Here is a 15,901-nt window from a genome sequence, read left to right on the forward strand (position 1 = left end):
CCTTTAGAGCCGGAATTTTTCCCCCAGATAGTATTTGCGTACCAAGGGATCCGCCGCCAACTCCGCAGACGTGCCTTTGGCCAGGATCGCCCCGTCGTTAAGGATATAGGCGCGATCGGTGATCTCCAAGGTTTCCCGCACATTGTGATCGGTAATCAACACGCCAATGCCCCGGTGCTTCAGCTTCGCCACCACCTCTTGAATATCCGCCACTGCGATTGGATCTACCCCGGCAAACGGTTCATCCAACAGCAGAAATTTTGGCCCTTGGATCCCGGCGGCCAAGGCACGGGCGATTTCAGCCCGACGACGTTCTCCCCCTGAAACTTGCAAGCCCAAGCTGTGGGTGACATGGGTAATGCGAAACTCTTCTAGCAATTGGTTCAACCGTTGTTGCCAAAGGCGCCGTGGCACACCTGTTTGCTCCATGATCAGCAGCAGGTTGTCTTGAATACTAAGGCGACGAAAAATGCTGGGCTCCTGGGCCAGATACCCAATTCCCAGCTGAGCGCGGCGGTGCATCGGCAAATGGGTAATGTCCTGGTCATCTAACCAAACATGACCTCGATTTGGCTGGATCAAGCCTGTCATGATGTAAAACGTGGTGGTTTTGCCAGCTCCATTAGGCCCTAGCAGACCCACAATCTCCCCTTGCTGAATGCTGAGGCTGACATCACTCACCACCTCGCGGCGACCATAACGCTTACAGATGTTTTCTAAGCGAAGCTGCATAGGGCTGAACTAGGGTTGCTTACCGATTCTAGGGAGGCTTTGTGGGCACTGGGGGAGGGGTAGCTCCACATCCCAGAGGGTCAAGGGATCCCTCCACCCTGAGGATGCAGCAAATCCAGCTGACAATCCAGGGGGATCCGAGCAGAATGGGTCACCCTAAAGCTGCCCTGCGCAATCTTGGATATTATCGCTTCGTATCCCAGCCCCCTTACCTCCCCATCAGGATGGGATCTTGCCTCCCATGCTCCGTTGCCCCGCCTGCCATTGGATTAACCTTGACTCCGATTACCACTGCCGCCGTTGTGGGCATTTTTTGCGCCGCCATGCTCCCTTTTCTAAGGGATCCCTGGCACAATTCAACCGCCCGCTGGGCAAGAAGAAAAGGAGGAAAGCTGGGTGGCAAATCCGCTGGGATCGCGTCTTGACCCTGACGGCAGTTTTGGGAGTGTTGGTGGGTTTGGGTCAGTTGTCTTGGTATTGGGTACAACCGATGCTGAAGGATCCGCCCCTGCCGAATTTTGGTTTCGACCCAGAGGCCCTGCGCCAGAGAGACTATGAACGCACCCGCACCTTTCGAGAAAGAATCTATTGATTTCAGTCGAGGGGATTAGGCAAACAAGGACAAGAGTGGTCGAACGCAGCAGATGCCATTATCATATGACCAACGCAGAAGACCTTCGGTCTGCTGCATCTTCGCACCTTTAACTTTGAAACTGTAGGGCTTGGCAACTATGAATCTGAAAGTTCCCGCCATCCTGGCACTGCTTACTACGGCAGCTGTGGCCTCTACGGCGGCAGCCACCACCTATAACTCCTGCTTCATGCGCTATCTGATGGCTTCCAAAACCTGCGCCAGCTGTCGTATGGGATCCATTACCCTGAGCAATCTGGATCTCACGGAAGCCAACTTCAGCGGCTCCGACATGATTGAAGCCAACTTTGAGCGAACCACCTTGATCGGCGCCGATCTGAGCCAGTCCTACTTGGTAGGGGCAAACTTGCGTCGGGCCAAATTGAGTGAGGCCAACCTGAGTGGTGCCTACCTGGAGGGTGCAGATTTGCGTGGGGCGGATCTGCGTGGGGCTGACCTGTCTTCTGCTTCTTTGTATGGGGCAGATCTACGTGGGGCCGACTTGCGCGATGCCAATTTGGTGGGGGCTGACCTGCGTTTTACCCGTACTTGGGGTGCTCGTATGCAGGGTGCGATTACTCAATAAGCCACTGACCGGTGCATTGTTACAGCCCTTTGCGCCAAGGGTACGCTAGTGTGCATGTCTTCGACAGACTTGCCTTAGTGGTGCGGAGCGCTTTCGTCCTCTTGAAATGGGTTAGGGACACTAGCTTTGGTGTAGCAAACCCGCGTTCACTTTTGGGGTGGCGCAGCTTGCCGTAGGTATTGTTGCTACGCAACGCTAATGCTAGGTGACACGCGACTGCGGAGCATTAAAGGGCTGTAATTCAGACTGAACAAGTGGAAGCATTGGGGATCCTCATTCAGGGGATCCGTTTTTATTTATTATTTTATTTTTTTCGTGTGATCTGCGAGGAACCGCATCCCCTTGTGGGTGTGGAGGGATAGGTAAAGAACCATTCGCCAGCCCTGTCCCCTCATGGGTGGGATAGTTGACACAATTGTAGAACCCCTATCAACTAGAACCCCCATCAACCCAATCAGAGGACAAGTATCATGGAACGTATTATTCGCCGCAGTCAGGTGATTGGTCTAATGGCTCTCGATGGCACCACTGCCACGGGACTGGGCCGTGTCGAAGAAATTTGGGTGGATCCCCAAGGACGGGTGAGCTACTTCACCAGCAGCCAAGGCTACACCCCCCTAGAGCAGGTTTCGGTGATCGGCCCGGATGCACTGCTGACCTATGCTCATGTTGTCACGGCCCCTGGGATCCCTGTCAGTTCTCTGTATAAACGGGTGGTACGGATTGGGGATCAACCGGTGGGCTGGATCGAGGATTTTTTGTTTGATTGGGAAACCGGTGATATCGCTGCCTACATTCTCGGGGGGAGCATTGCCGAAGCGTGGGGAGGCAGGGCAGTGCTCTTTCCATCTGATGTTGAAACCATTGATTTGGAAGCAGTGGTGGTTAAGGAGGATGCTCCCCAACGGCTCAAGTCAGAGGGGGAGGGGCTGAAGGGTTTCCTGAGTGAAAAGTCTCAGCAGGTGAGACAACTGGTGCAGCGTATGGGGGAGCGTCTCAAAAGTTTGGTTACCCCCCAGGATCCGCCGGAGGTGGTGCGGGTCAAGATTCAACAGGTGCGAGATGAACTGGCGGGGGCAGCCCGGTTTGATCAGAACGTGCTGAATGAGGCGGCGGAGTTTTTACAACAGAGCTGGGAGCATTGGCAGCAACGGCTGAACCGGGCAACCCAGCGGATGCAGGCGGCCTTGAGTGCGGCTTGGCAAAAGCTGACCGAAAAAGACTGAAGTGAATTAGAGGTGAATTATAGAAATCATCGCGTCATCTGTTCCAAAGCCAGTTGCAGATCCTGTGTGAGCTGAGCCACAGCTTGCTTAGCTTCTTGCCTCCCTTTTTGATGGCGCTCCGCGCCGTGCAAAGCACGATGGCGCTCCGTGCCGTGCGGGGTAGAATAGGCTGCCCACCGCTCGGTTACCGAAATGGGATCCCCGACCGTGAAACGAACTCCCCGCCAGCCCAAACGGGGTCGGGCCGGATAGGCTTCTCCTTTGAGACGAGCCAGCACATCAAACACGATCAGGGCAGTTTCTGCCAACCGTTCAAACGAGGGCTTTTCCAGGAGATATTCTTCCCGCAGGGCTACACAACTCTCCACCAGGCGCATGTGCTGCATGTGCAGGGAAGCTTGCTGGGCGTTCCAGTCGAGTAAGCCCCGCTTTAGAGCTGAGAGTGTGCGGGGATCCCGGAGTTCCTCTCGGTAAATCTGAGCCCAAGCGGCTTCTTCAATGCGGCGACAACGGCTATTCACTTCCCCCTGTGAGGGGAGGCCGAAATGCTGTTCTGCGGTCATCAAAGCTTGCTGGAGAACTCGGTCTAGGCGGACGTTTAGGGACAAGTCATGAGCTTGGGCTGGGGGCTGATGGTGCACCTGGGCATAAAATGCCTCCATTTGGGTCAGGATCTGATGGCCGAGGCGACAGATGCGCTGAGCGTAACGGGTATTGCGGTTCTTGGGGGCGTTGGGATCCATCGACTCTACCGTGAGTCCACTCATCTTCTCCAGGTGTTGCAACAGGCGCTCCAACCGGGGCCAAGAGGGATGGGTGTAGTGGTAGCGGATGCCGATTGGCAGGATAATCACCGATTCCGGGCGGCCCGCCTTGGCCAGATCTTCGGCACACCAAAAACACAGTTGCGCGGTTCCTGGTTCGAGAGGATTGACCCGCTCACTGTGGCCGTTGGTGGCTCCCTCTGGCGCGACCACAAAGGGAAACTGCCCCTCGGCAATCAACTGCCGGGCAGTTCTTAGGGCAGTCCGATCCACCTGTCGCCCCCGATGGATTGGGATCCCTCCTAAGCGGGAAAGCAACCATCCCAGCCACTTGCCACCCCAGAGGGGCATGCCTCGGTCGTAGAGAAAGTAGGCGTGAATGGGGAGTTGGAGGGGGATCCCTTGGCGGTGAGCGGCCTGGGGCACCAGACGGGAGAACAAATACAACCCCGTCAGCGGGTCATCCACCTCCACATGGCGAAAGGCCAGAATCAGCCGGATTCTGCCAGCCTGAAATTGGTGATACAACTCTGCTAGCGTTTCTGCTCCTGTCGCCTCCACTCGGGCAATGCCGGAAGGTAACCATCGCCGCACCCGTACCCGCAGTAACAAAGGCAGTAACCTCTGTACCCCCTGCAGCACCCAAGGGTTGTAGGCGGGCGGAATGAAGTCTAGAGGAGGACGAGCGTGATGACGAGGAGGGAGTAGAAACAAGGCTTTGGCTAACTTAAGGTGGCTACAGGCTGGGTATCGGCTAAGCGTTGTTGAGTTTGCAAGTCGGTGATGGTGACCAATAAACGACGAGATGTATCCACTGCAAATTCGATGCGGAGGCGATCTTCTCCGGTGCGACCAGGGGGGTGCAGTCGGGCCAAACAGATGGGTTCCGGTGGGGATCCGGAGCCTGGCGATTGGGCCAGGGAGCGAAAGTCGGTTTGCCGGGTTAGCTGACGGCTGCTCATGCGTCCGAACTCGTCGTAAATCACTTCAGACTGCGCCACCTGGGCTACTTCCCCCACATCCAGCCGGATCTCCGTTTGACCGTCGTTGGCCACCTGTAAAATGAGGGGCTCCGGTCGCTGACAGGGGTAACGGGTACCCCGCTCGAACAGGGGGTAATAGCTATAACTCTTTTGTACGGGATCCCAGAGGCGAATGGCGTAGCTGTGGTGGAGATGATCCTCCAACTTCACCTGGCGGCCCAGCTGCAGAGCACCCATGGCCACGGCATCGAAGGGACGCTCACATCGAACCCGTTTTTTGCCGAAGTAGGAACGGAGCAGGTCTTGCACCACCGGCAGCTGAGAGCTACCCCCCACCAAAAGCACTTGCTCAATTTGGGATTTGCCGAATCCTTTCGCCTGGGCTGTCAGGAGAATTTCATCTAGGCAATGGCGAATTTGATCCAACAGGTGGTGGGTTTCTAGGATCTCCTCCAGTGCTTGGCGATCCAACTTTAGTTCATAGGCAATCAGGCTCTCGTCATCAAACCAGCTGCCCACCGCTTCGGTTTGGGAGGAGAGGGCGATCTTGAGCTGTTCGGCTCCCTCCAGCAGGTTCAGCCAACCCAGAGATCCAATCTGGGCCCGGCTGAGGCCCAGTTGCTCCAGCAGGTACTCGGCGATCCAAGTGTCGATATCCAGCCCACCCACATAGGCATCCGACTTGGCGATCACTTCTGCTTTCAGCACGGGATCCCCGGGTTGGGGGGCAAGGGTGCGCACCAGGCTGAGGTCGAGGGTGCCACCGCCAAAATCCACGACCAGTACAAGGGTTCCCGGTTGAGCAACGGCATAGCCCAGGGCGGCTGCAGTGGCTTCATCAACAATTTGAATCGGATCCCAACCATAGGTGCTAGCGACCCTCCGGATCCAATTCAGGTAGCGCTCGAAGGAGCCGACGGGAGCTGTAAACACCACCCGTTCCGGCTGCAACTGCTCTTTGGGGAGAGCCTCCATCACCGTTTGCAAAAAGGCTTGGGCAACGGTTTCAGCATCGTAGCGCTGGCCATCCAGAAGACGCGGGGGAGGCACAAAGTCCGCCACCAACTCCCGTTTGAAGCCCTGGAATAACCGCTGCGGATCCACCGCCCCCCAACGGCCGGAGCGCACGGTTTCTCCCACCAACAGTTGGTTGGAGCCCTTAACAAAGACCAGGCTGGGAATAGCCGCGTGGGTTTGTTCTTGGCGAGACAGACCAGGCAAGGTAAGGGTACGGGGGCATTCATGGACGGGATCCCAGCAGCAAACGACGGTATTGCTGGTACCGAAGTCGATGGCCAGCGTAGTGGGGGTTGCCATTTGGCCAGTCGAGGTGCGGATCCCCATCAGCTCAATCCTCCCGGTAAAGAGCGGCTCACCTTGGCGGGGCAGAGGATGCGTTCCCCCTGACGGTAGCCGACAAAACGAATGTAAACGGGATCCCCCAGCTGGATATCCGGTTGATCCGGCTGATGCAGTTGCGGTTGGAAGGGGACGGACTCGAACGGGCTGCCAATCGCTTCGTAGTTCCAGTGGTGGAGCAGGGCATCGAGGGAGCGGAAGAGGGCCGTGACATTCTGGGCAGGCCAGTCGGGTTTGCGTTGGGCAATCTGGCGAATGGTGGGGTAGCTGGTGAGCAAGGGTTGGAGCAGTGAGAAGGTCACGTCTGGAGAAGTGGGGGCTTGGCTACTGAGATGGATGTTGGGATGGATGAGATCAAACAGAGAGTGCAACTCCCAATTCAAGGCTAACGCCAGCTGTTGCAGTTGTTCCAAGCGCAGGGATCCCCACTCTCCTCGGCGCAGATGATTGATGGCCCGCCGACTGACACCCGCTTGTTTGCGCAAGGCTTGCCAAGAAGGTATTCCCAAAGCTTGCATACGCTGGCGCAAGGGTTCATCTAAGGGGTTCATGGGCGGTACCCGCGCGGCTCATTTGTACCCCCACTGCAAAAAGTCCCTTGAGGAGGAGCGGCTGCACCCCGGAGCTGGGTTCATGAGGGGGGCGTTAGATCTCGAAGTCTAGCGTGACCTCTGCATCCAAAGGATAAATGGGTCTGCGCAAATGCTGGAAGTGCAGCCGTCCCAAATCCGGATTGGAAAGACCAGGGGAGTCTACCTCGATCACTTGCCGGGCAATCGGGCCAAAGGCAGCACGAAAATGAACCAAAGATTTCACCACTACAATGTGTTGTTCGGTTGGTTCAATACCCTGGCTGCGGAACACTTCCAGATCCGTGGGTTGATAGCGTTGGCTGCTCACCACCACTTGTACGCTGCCACCGCGGGATCCCTCCACTTGCAACACCACAGTTGGCCCCATCTCGATCCGGATCCCGGTTAGCATCGGGCCGGTATGGGTAAATGTTCCATCACTGATCCGCAGCACTTGTGCGGTTATGGGCAAGGGATCCCCGTGTAAGCGATCCACTTTTCCACCCAATGTTGTTTTGAGGGTAGCGCCAACGCCAGCCGCAATCGCCTGCTGAACCACTTCTGGGTCTGCCATAACTGCCACAGCAACCTTTTGAGCCCCCAATCGCAGCAGTGCCTCCAACAGCACGGTGCCATCACAAGGAGTACCGGCCCCAGGATTATCACCGCTATCCGCCAAAACAACCGGCCCTTGTGCAGCCTGAATCGCCATTTGTACCGCCGCATCCACAGGAACAGGCTGAGGAACAAACTGATCGCGTTGCTGCCAAACGTACTGGGCCAGCTCTTGGGCTTTATGGCGTGCCAAGGTGGGATCCCGGTCGCTGGTGACCATCACGGTAAAACAGGTGGCGGCGATGTCGGCGTAGGGAAATCCAGGTAAATAGCTAACATTCAAAATACTGGGTTCCTGTTCAATCTGGTGGGCCAGGTGCTTCAGCCCCAACATCGGCTCTGCATGGGTGTATTGCCGCTGCATTCCTGCCAACAGCGGTAGGTGAATGGCCGCAACGGTGGGGTGAATTTCCCCGCGAACTTGGCGAGCCATCAGACAACCGGCTTCGTAGGCTCGTTCGTAGGTATCGGTATGGGGATACTCGTCGTAAGCGACACAAAGAGTAGCCAGTTTAACCATCTCTGGGGTGATGTTACCGTGGAGATCCAGCTCGACGAAGATCGGCAGATCGGCTCCTACGACAGCCCGTATTGCTCGCAGAATATAGCTTTCACCATCGGGATCCAGTTCCGAAACCATGGCTCCATGCAGTGCCAGCAGGATCCCGTCTAGGGGGTTAAAGTGCTGTTGATGTGCCAACCGAGTGGTGAGGCGAGCAACCAAAGTGGAGAGGGCTTCTGCTGTCACCAAGCCGCCGGGGGTAGCCACAGCCATCAGAGTCGGCACAACCTGAAATTCAAAGTCACGGGCCGCATCCAGAAAGCCCCCGATGCTGGTTTTGGTACCTTGATACTGGGTGAAGAGCTGCTCATCCTCGGCATAGTGGCAGCACAAAAAATCCGATAGGGTTGTTGGGACAATGGAAAAGGTATTGGTTTCGTGAGAAATACCGCCGATGGCAATGCGCATGGGATCCACCTAAGCAAGGCTAGGCCCAGTTTAGGGATCCCTGGGGGTTCTTACGAAGAGCAGCGTAAAGCCCCCGGTTTCTAACTGGGGGATATAAGCGCACAGGCTGAATTTATTCAGCCGTGATGGGGGTCGTTGATGTATTCCAACACCTTCTGAGTACTAATCTTCCCGGTAGTGTCGAACCCATACGAATGCGTCCACAGGCTGGGTAACCTAAGCAATTCTGGAAACTCTTGTCTAAGAACACGGGATGACCGCCCCTTAAATGCCTTCACCACCTGGGAAATGGAGTGATGGGGGTCGTATTCCACCAAGAGATGGACATGGTCAGACGCGATCTCAAGCACCTTGATAAACCATTTTTTCTCGGCAGCGACTTCCTGGAACACCGCCGCGCAACGGGACTTGAGGTCTTCGCGTTTGTAGAACACCTTTTTCCGCCTGCACGGGATCCAAATCAAGTGAACCGTTGCCAATCCAACCGAATGCCGATAATGCTTGTATTCCGTCATGTAGACAATGGCGAAGTATCTACAGGGATAGTACAATAGTCTGCATGAGACGGGTCACCACGACACTCAAGCTCAAGTTTCTTGACCTCAATGCGGTCAAAGCAGAGATGTTTAACCAGACGGTTTGTGCGACAACCGAACTGGCAAACGAACTGCTCCGCATCAGTCCGAAGGAACGAAAAGCATTAACAACCGCCAAAGTGGTAACCCCACTCAAGTCGGCACTTTCCAACCAGGTGATTCGTGTCCTGAAGGGGAAAGCCGGCCAGCGGGTCAAACACTTCAAAGTGTTCTGGCCAGAGGTCAACAACCAAAACTGGAAGCTGCACAAAGTAGGCAGCACCTACTCGGTGAGTTTTCCCACGATTCAGGGTGACAAGCGGGTTCCCCTTGAGGTTGGCAGTTCCTACTATGCCGAGCGTCTTGAGCGCATCCTGGCCGAGCAGGATTGTGAACGGGGAACCTTGAAACTCATGAAGCTACGGGGCTGTTGGTACGCGGTTGTATCTATCACTTGGGAAGTTCCCGAAGTGAAGAGTACGGAGCGGCTGGGTGTTGACCGGGGGCAGAACCGTTTGGCAGTGGCGGCCACCCGTTGGGGTCGGGCGGTGTTTTTTGGGGGTGGAGAGGTAGCCTATCGTCGTCGTCGTTTCCAGAAGCGTCGTGCCCAGTTGCAGCAGGCGGGTAAATACCGAGCACTCAAGCGACTGGAGCGCAAAGAAGCCCGGTGGATGAGGGCGGTCAACCACACCGTTAGCCGCCGCATTGTACGGTTTGCCAAGGCGGTGAATGCGGATGTGTGGATGGAAGACCTCTCAGGTATCCGCCAATCCAGACAGAGCCAGAAGGCGCGTTCGGATGCCGGGAAATCGCGCCATACCTGGTCGTACTACGACCTGGAGTGGAAGGTTGCCTACAAGCTGGAGATGGCAGGTAGAACTCTACACAAGCGCCCTGCTGCCTACACATCCAAAACCGACCACAGGACAGGATTGATCTGCTCCGCAGGGCCGGAGGCCATTGGGAAAAGGAGTGGGCATCTGTTCACCGGGCAGGACGGGTATTGCTGTGATGCCGACTGGAATGCCGCAATCTTGCTACGCAAGACGCGGAGCGTCATGAACATTGCCCAGTGGGACGGGTTTTCGTGTCCTTTGAGTCTAAAAGAAGCCCTGCCCGTAATAGGTAGGGTCGGCTCAGGGGATGGGGTAGTTGGCAATCCCCTGAACTCCATGAATCCCTCACAGCTTCAAGCTGTGGGGAGCTAGAAGGGAGAATCCCCCGGTTTCTAACCGGGGGAGTGTCAATTCCCGACTTAAAGCTTTCAATCCCGCTAAGATGGGGGCTAAATCAATATTCAGTACCAATCGATCCAATCTGGCTCATCTGGGGTGGGGGGGTAACGCTGAGGATGGTTGCAGGTCTAGCACTGACTCAGGAACAGCGAGAACTCCTGAAACAGAGACGGCAGCGGCTGGGGGAGTTGCTGCCGTTTCCAGTCTTGCTTTGGGCAGGGGGACGTAGCCCGCGTAATTTTCCCCACAATGGTTATCCCTATCGAGCCAGCAGTCATTTTCTCTACTTTGCCGGGATCCCGATTGAACAGGCGGTGATTCGCCTGCAGGCGGGTCGATTGGAACTGTTTGTTGACGATCCTCCCCCTGGGGCAGCCCTGTGGCATGGCCCTAGCCCGACACGAGAGGAATTGGCAGCCCAAATCGGAGCTGAGGCGGCTTATCCTTTGTCGGAACTGGGATCCTTCTCTGGTGAAGCTCTTACCCTGGGTGTCCAGGATGCAGCCACCCGAATCCAGCAAGCCCACATTTTAAACCGAGGGATCCCAGCCGCACCGGATCTTCATCCTCAGGATGAACCCCTAGCGGAGGCAGTGGTGCAGTTGCGCCTTTGTCAGGATGCCTTTGCCCTAGAACAGATGCGGACAGCAGCAGCGGTAACGGTGGAGGCTCACCGAGCGGGGATGGCGGCTAGCCGGCAGGCTAAGCGCGAGTCGGAAGTGCGAGCCGCAATGGAGCAGGCAATTTGCGCTCAGCAAATGACCGTTGCCTACACCAGCATCGTGACCGTCCACGGCGAGGTCTTACACAACGAAGCCTACCATCACCGGCTGCAACCGGGCGATCTGCTGTTGGCGGATGTGGGGGCAGAAAGCCCGCTGGGTTGGGCGGCGGATGTCACACGCACCTGGCCGGTTTCAGGACAATTTTCCCCCACTCAGCGGGAGCTCTACGAGGTGGTGCGACAAGCTCACGATGCTTGTATTGCCCAAGCGGCTCCAGGAGTGGAGTATCGAGAGTTGCATCTGTTGGCAGCTCAGGTGATTGCATCTGGATTGGTGGAGTTGGGCATTCTGCGTGGGGATCCCCACACGTTGGTGGAACGGGATGCCCATGCTCTGTTTTTCCCCCACGGGATCGGGCATTTGCTGGGGCTGGATGTGCACGATATGGAGGATCTTGGGGATCGAGCCGGCTATGCAGCAGGGCGGCAACGGAGCCAGCGCTTTGGGCTGGGCTATCTGCGGCTGGATCGACCTTTGCAGGCGGGCATGGTGGTGACGATTGAGCCAGGGTTTTACCAGGTGCCAGCCCTTTTGCAGGATCCGGTGCGGCGACAGCGCTATGACGATTGTGTGAATTGGGAACGGTTAGCCCAGTTTGCCGATGTGCGAGGCATTCGCATCGAGGATGATGTGCTCATTACCCCAACTGGCTGTGAGGTGCTGACGGCGGCTTTACCCTCTCATCCGGAGGAGATCGAAACTTGGGTCATGGGTTGAAGGGAGATGGGATCCGGATTGGGCAGGGTACCTCAGCGGATTTTGGTCTGCCCGGACAGTTTCAAGGGATCCCTGACGGCAACAGAAGCGGCCCAGAGCATCGCCAGAGGGATCCGCCGGGTTTTGCCCACCGCTGAGGTGGAGCCGATCCCGCTGGCAGATGGGGGAGAGGGCACCCTAGAGGTGCTATTGACGGTGTTGGGGGGCGAGAAAAAAGGGTTGTGGGTGACTGGTCCACTGGGGGATCCGGTATGGGCGGAGTATGGGGTGCTGGCCTCCGGTCAGTTGGCCCTGTTGGAACTGGCGCAGGTGGCGGGCCTGACGTTGGTTCCTCCAGAACAGCGGGATCCCACCCGTACCACCACCTATGGGTTGGGGGAGCTGTTGCGGGCTGTCTGCCAGGAACCGATCCCAGAGATTTGGCTGGGGCTTGGGGGATCCGCCACCGTGGATGGAGGATCCGGCATGGCACAGGCCCTGGGGTACCAATTGCTGGATGCAGCCGGGGATGCGATTGGCTGGGGTGGGGGAGAACTGGCCCGTCTGGACCGCATTCAGCCACCCGCCCACCGAATTTGGCAAGGAAAACGCATCCGGGGTTTGTGTGATGTTCAGAATCCCCTCACCGGGCCGTTGGGGGCCGCCGCCGTCTTTGGGCCCCAGAAAGGGGCAACCCCCCTGCAGGTGCAACAGTTGGATCAAGCCCTGGGGCACTGGGCCACTCGGGTGGAACGGGATCTGGGCCGAACCGTGGATCGGATCCCTGGCGCCGGAGCGGCGGGGGGAGTGGGGGCGGGGCTGGTTGCCTTTCTCGGAGCCACCCTAGAATCTGGGATCCACCTGCTGTGGCAGCAAGCCTCCCTACAGGAGCGTATTCAGCACTGCGACCTGATCGTGACCGGAGAAGGCCGCCTGGACGAACAAAGCTCCATGGGGAAAGTGGTTGGGGGCGTGCTGGCACAGGCAATTTTGGCCCAAAAACCTCTCTTGATTCTCTGTGGACAGGCAACCTCAGCCGCACGAGCCGAGTTGGCAACTTATCCCATCCCCATTCACATTGGCGTCATCTGTGGGGACCCTCTGAACCTGGCGGAGCAGGAGCGGATCCCGGATGAGGCAGAAGCACAGCGGCAGGCCAGCCTATATCTAGAGCAGTTGACAGCCCAGAAGTTCCAGGAACTTCTACAACCGGGACTGGAGAGCACCAAAGTATAATGGTTTGAATAACCCGTTTTTTAGGACATCATGGCCAGTATCGAGTTCTCCCCCGGAATCCAAGAGGTACCCACCAATGTGCGGGTGCTAAAGTCCAAAACAAGTAGCCGGGGATCTGCTATTTTTCGCTTTGAGGATGTGAACTCTGATACTCAAAATATCCTCGGCATGAGGATGATCGATGAGGAAGGGGAATTGACTACCCGCGACATCAAGGCCAAGTTCTTGAACGGAGAATTTAAGGCCCTAGAAGTGACCTACGACATGGAGAACGAAGCGGAGTGGGAGCGCTTCCTGCGCTTTATGGAGCGCTTTTCTGCAAGCAACCAAATGGGCATGGCCTAGTCCTGGGAGCGGGTAACAGCCCTTTCACTCGACAGTTCAAAGGGAGGTAGCTTACCCACCGCTTCCCGGATCCTGGCCGGGATCCGCTCATGGGCCAGGGGATAGTGATGGGTGAGCCGAGCAAGGAGCCGTTCCCATTGGGGGGCATTCAGGGTTCGAATCAAGGAGATGTGGGGTTCAGCCCCCAGTTCATGCCCCTGCTCCATCAGCTTCAGAGCAACATTGGCTGCTGCCATTTCCAGAACCGATTCGGCCAGTCCATAATCCAGCTCGGCTGAGACAATCAGGGCATAGTCTTGAGGGTTGGGGCTGAGCAGAATGTACTCCAGCAACGGCTCCAGTTCAGAAACTATTACTTCCGAATCCGGATCCCAGTCCGGGAAAAGAGCGAGGTTCATCTGCCGCAGATGGATCCCTGGGGTAGAGGGTTCTGAGTGTTCTGGAGAGAGTATCGGCAGATTTTCTTCCAGTGCTAGCCAAGTTCCTGTGTAATCGATGGTGTGAAGCCGAAAGAAAGCCCCTATCTCCTGTTCAAAGTCGTGAATGGCCTTCTTGCAGCCCTCCCAATGGCCATAGTCGTCCACTTGAATGAACCCCTTCGGATTCACTTGCCCATAGAGATTCCGGAAAATATCCATTGTGGAGCTATACCAATCTCCATCCGCATGGAGAAGAGCAATCTCGCCCATTTCCTCCCGGTAAGCGGGTAAGGTATTCTCAAACAACCCTGCCACAGGAATAACCCATTCCCAAACCCCCAAAGCCTCACACACTTGTTCTAGGTTTTCAGCAATGGGAGCGGGCAAAGTTCCCACCCCAAAGCCCGTATCATTTGCCGGGATCCCTTGGTGGCGATCCACTTCTGTTGGATCGGGCATGCCGGAAAACGTATCAAAAGAATAGACCTTGCGAGGACGGCGACTGAAGTTCTGGATCACCCAGGCCAATAGGGCAGAACTGCCGCCCTTATACACTCCACACTCAACAAAGTTACCTGGAATATCTGCTTGGCAAATCTTTTTGGCCAGTGAGTAAAGGGTTGATAGTCGCTCCAGGCTCAGCAAGGTATAAGGGCGGATCACGGGCAACAGAGATTGAAACTGCAGCCCACAGACTCGATAACCTCTAAGATGCTCAGGCAAAGTCCATTGCACAGCAGGATCCGGAATGTGTTCAACCGGCTGAACCTGACCTCGCCAAGCCACCCCCATGATTTGCATGGTTTGGTAGATCATCGTATTCCAGCCGCGATCCCTGAAGTAATGTAAGCCTTCAGCCACATCAGGAGAGGTGAGATCATGAAAGAGAATCAGCGCATCTTCGGCGGCATATTTCTCAGCGATCTGGGCATCTCGTAATGGGCCAGGATGATCATGATCCCCATCAATAAAGATCAGAGACCAACGGCGATTCTGCGTTTGGGCAATTTCCTCCACCTTTTCTGGGCTAGTGCCAGGGTAAAGGGTAACGTTGGAGCGGATCCCGGCCAGGGTAAGGGATTGATCCACACTTTCATACGCTTGGGGCTGATTTAGAATCGGATCCACAACATCCAGAATTACCCCTGCCGAGGCCAGATGAGCTGCAGACCACCCCATCCAGCAGCCAATTTCCAGGGCGGGCTGGCCTTTGAATTGCAGGGCGGTATTGTAGAGAATGTGGGCCTCATCCCGACTGACAAAGCCAACCGTCGGGTTACATTGATCCACATACCAAAGATGGGGAATTTCTCTGCGTAGGTAGGGCCAAGGGCATTGATCTACATTCCCTACCCGCATATTGGGGAAGCTGTGATCAAGGGAAATCTTATAGAATCCAGGAGACACATAATCATATTTTGATTGGATCCTATTAGATTTAGTTTGAGGAAATCGCAAGCTCAGCTCGATTTCTTCATCCTCTATAGTTCTCAAGACATGTTTTCCTTCCTTTTTGCTGCTGCTGGTTAAATGGAGAATAGAGATCGGAGTATGAGGCAAGTAAGGCTCAACCAATAAATTGCGCTTTGGATCCCATTTTGGTAGGCCATAGTGACAAGTCCAGTTGCAATAGGCCGGGAGAAGTTCTGTTTGCTCGAACAGTCCGTCTAAGTAAATCGCTACATTCAGAGCAAGTTGATCTGTGAGAATAGAAGGTCTTTTTCTCAGTGCTTGAGTGAGGCGTAAATCCCATGACTGCCAATGTTTAGTATCACGATGCAATGCAAATACACCTGCATTAAGAAGTGGATACGTGTATAAATTGTCAATATTCAATTCTGGAAAGTAGTATTTATAGGCTTGATCAAGATCAGCTAAGTAATCCTTTGGGCCATATAGCAACCTGTTTCCTCGATCCACTTCTGGAACAATGGCTAATCCTCGTTTTCTGCTACCCTGAATAAGTAGATCAATCGCAAACCAATCTTGCACCCAGGCATCGGCATCAATCCAGATATAGATCTCATAGCCCGGAAAATATTTGGGCAAAGAAGGCCGCGCCAGTAAGCCTCGCAAGTAGGAAGGTGCAGACTCAATTCCGGGAAAGTCATAATCCCAACCAGGCTCAAAGATATGATTCACTTGGCCGGATATCCACTCCAATTGCTCGGG

14 protein-coding genes are annotated in these 15,901 nt (G+C 55.7%); 7 read left to right on the forward strand and 7 right to left on the reverse strand.

The genetic code is table 11. From position 1 onward, the window contains the following. Positions 1 to 3: 3 nt before the first annotated feature. Positions 4 to 732, reverse strand: coding sequence for an LPS export ABC transporter ATP-binding protein (gene lptB / locus JX360_RS01445; protein ID WP_244348691.1), 729 nt, complete (start codon positions 730 to 732; stop codon positions 4 to 6). A gap of 241 nt (positions 733 to 973) precedes the next feature. On the opposite strand from lptB, the gene JX360_RS01450 reads away from it, so the two are divergent. The 3 genes from JX360_RS01450 (at position 974) to JX360_RS01460 (ending at position 3,175) form a co-directional block, all read left to right on the forward strand. Continuing rightward, complete coding sequence (locus JX360_RS01450) at positions 974 to 1,324, forward strand: hypothetical protein (RefSeq protein WP_244348693.1); 351 nt, start codon at positions 974 to 976, stop codon at positions 1,322 to 1,324. A 139-nt stretch (positions 1,325 to 1,463) separates the two neighbouring features. Beyond that, entirely contained in the window at positions 1,464 to 1,949 is a 486-nt protein-coding gene (locus tag JX360_RS01455; RefSeq protein WP_244348695.1) for a pentapeptide repeat-containing protein, read from the forward strand. A 470-nt stretch (positions 1,950 to 2,419) separates the two neighbouring features. Beyond that, on the forward strand, positions 2,420 to 3,175 hold the full coding sequence (locus JX360_RS01460; protein ID WP_244348697.1) for a PRC-barrel domain-containing protein: 756 nt from the start codon (positions 2,420 to 2,422) through the stop codon (positions 3,173 to 3,175). A 26-nt stretch (positions 3,176 to 3,201) separates the two neighbouring features. Here the strand turns inward: JX360_RS01460 and JX360_RS01465 are convergent, their stop codons facing one another. The 5 genes from JX360_RS01465 to tnpA all read right to left on the reverse strand — a co-directional run bounded on the left by JX360_RS01465 (position 3,202) and on the right by tnpA (position 8,953). After that, positions 3,202 to 4,653, reverse strand: coding sequence for a lysophospholipid acyltransferase family protein (locus tag JX360_RS01465; RefSeq protein ID WP_244348699.1), 1,452 nt, complete (start codon positions 4,651 to 4,653; stop codon positions 3,202 to 3,204). Positions 4,654 to 4,661: 8 nt separating this feature from the next. Continuing rightward, positions 4,662 to 6,266, reverse strand: a complete 1,605-nt coding sequence (locus tag JX360_RS01470; protein WP_244348701.1) for an Hsp70 family protein — start codon at positions 6,264 to 6,266, stop codon at positions 4,662 to 4,664. Then, positions 6,266 to 6,832 carry a helix-turn-helix domain-containing protein gene (locus JX360_RS01475; protein ID WP_244348703.1) on the reverse strand — a complete coding sequence of 189 codons (567 nt, stop codon included), beginning with the start codon at positions 6,830 to 6,832 and terminating at the stop codon, positions 6,266 to 6,268. Before JX360_RS01475 ends, JX360_RS01470 begins: the two co-directional genes overlap by 1 nt. Positions 6,833 to 6,926: 94 nt before the next feature. Further along, positions 6,927 to 8,438, reverse strand: a complete 1,512-nt coding sequence (locus tag JX360_RS01480) for a M81 family metallopeptidase (RefSeq protein ID WP_244348705.1) — start codon at positions 8,436 to 8,438, stop codon at positions 6,927 to 6,929. A 116-nt stretch (positions 8,439 to 8,554) separates the two neighbouring features. Beyond that, complete coding sequence (gene tnpA / locus JX360_RS01485) at positions 8,555 to 8,953, reverse strand: IS200/IS605 family transposase (RefSeq protein ID WP_244348707.1); 399 nt, start codon at positions 8,951 to 8,953, stop codon at positions 8,555 to 8,557. A 44-nt stretch (positions 8,954 to 8,997) separates the two neighbouring features. On the opposite strand from tnpA, the gene JX360_RS01490 reads away from it, so the two are divergent. The 4 genes from JX360_RS01490 to psb28 all read left to right on the forward strand — a co-directional run bounded on the left by JX360_RS01490 (position 8,998) and on the right by psb28 (position 13,310). Then, a complete protein-coding gene (locus JX360_RS01490) occupies positions 8,998 to 10,221 on the forward strand; it encodes an RNA-guided endonuclease TnpB family protein (RefSeq protein ID WP_244348709.1) in 1,224 nt (407 codons plus the stop codon). A gap of 143 nt (positions 10,222 to 10,364) precedes the next feature. After that, positions 10,365 to 11,750, forward strand: a complete 1,386-nt coding sequence (locus tag JX360_RS01495; protein ID WP_244348711.1) for an aminopeptidase P family protein — start codon at positions 10,365 to 10,367, stop codon at positions 11,748 to 11,750. An 18-nt stretch (positions 11,751 to 11,768) separates the two neighbouring features. Beyond that, the gene (locus JX360_RS01500; protein WP_244348712.1) at positions 11,769 to 12,965 is read left to right on the forward strand and encodes a glycerate kinase family protein; all 1,197 of its coding nucleotides are present in this window, start codon (positions 11,769 to 11,771) and stop codon (positions 12,963 to 12,965) included. Between the two features lie 30 nt (positions 12,966 to 12,995). Further along, positions 12,996 to 13,310 carry a photosystem II reaction center protein Psb28 gene (gene psb28, locus JX360_RS01505; protein WP_244348713.1) on the forward strand — a complete coding sequence of 105 codons (315 nt, stop codon included), beginning with the start codon at positions 12,996 to 12,998 and terminating at the stop codon, positions 13,308 to 13,310. On the opposite strand, the gene JX360_RS01510 is transcribed toward psb28, so the two are convergent. Next, entirely contained in the window at positions 13,307 to 15,088 is a 1,782-nt protein-coding gene (locus tag JX360_RS01510; RefSeq protein ID WP_244348714.1) for a class I SAM-dependent methyltransferase, read from the reverse strand. The genes psb28 and JX360_RS01510 overlap by 4 nt on opposite strands. Positions 15,089 to 15,901: the final 813 nt, after the last annotated feature.

Source organism: Thermostichus vulcanus str. 'Rupite', assembly GCF_022848905.1.
Classification (GTDB): Bacteria; Cyanobacteriota; Cyanobacteriia; order Thermostichales; family Thermostichaceae; genus Thermostichus; species Thermostichus vulcanus_A.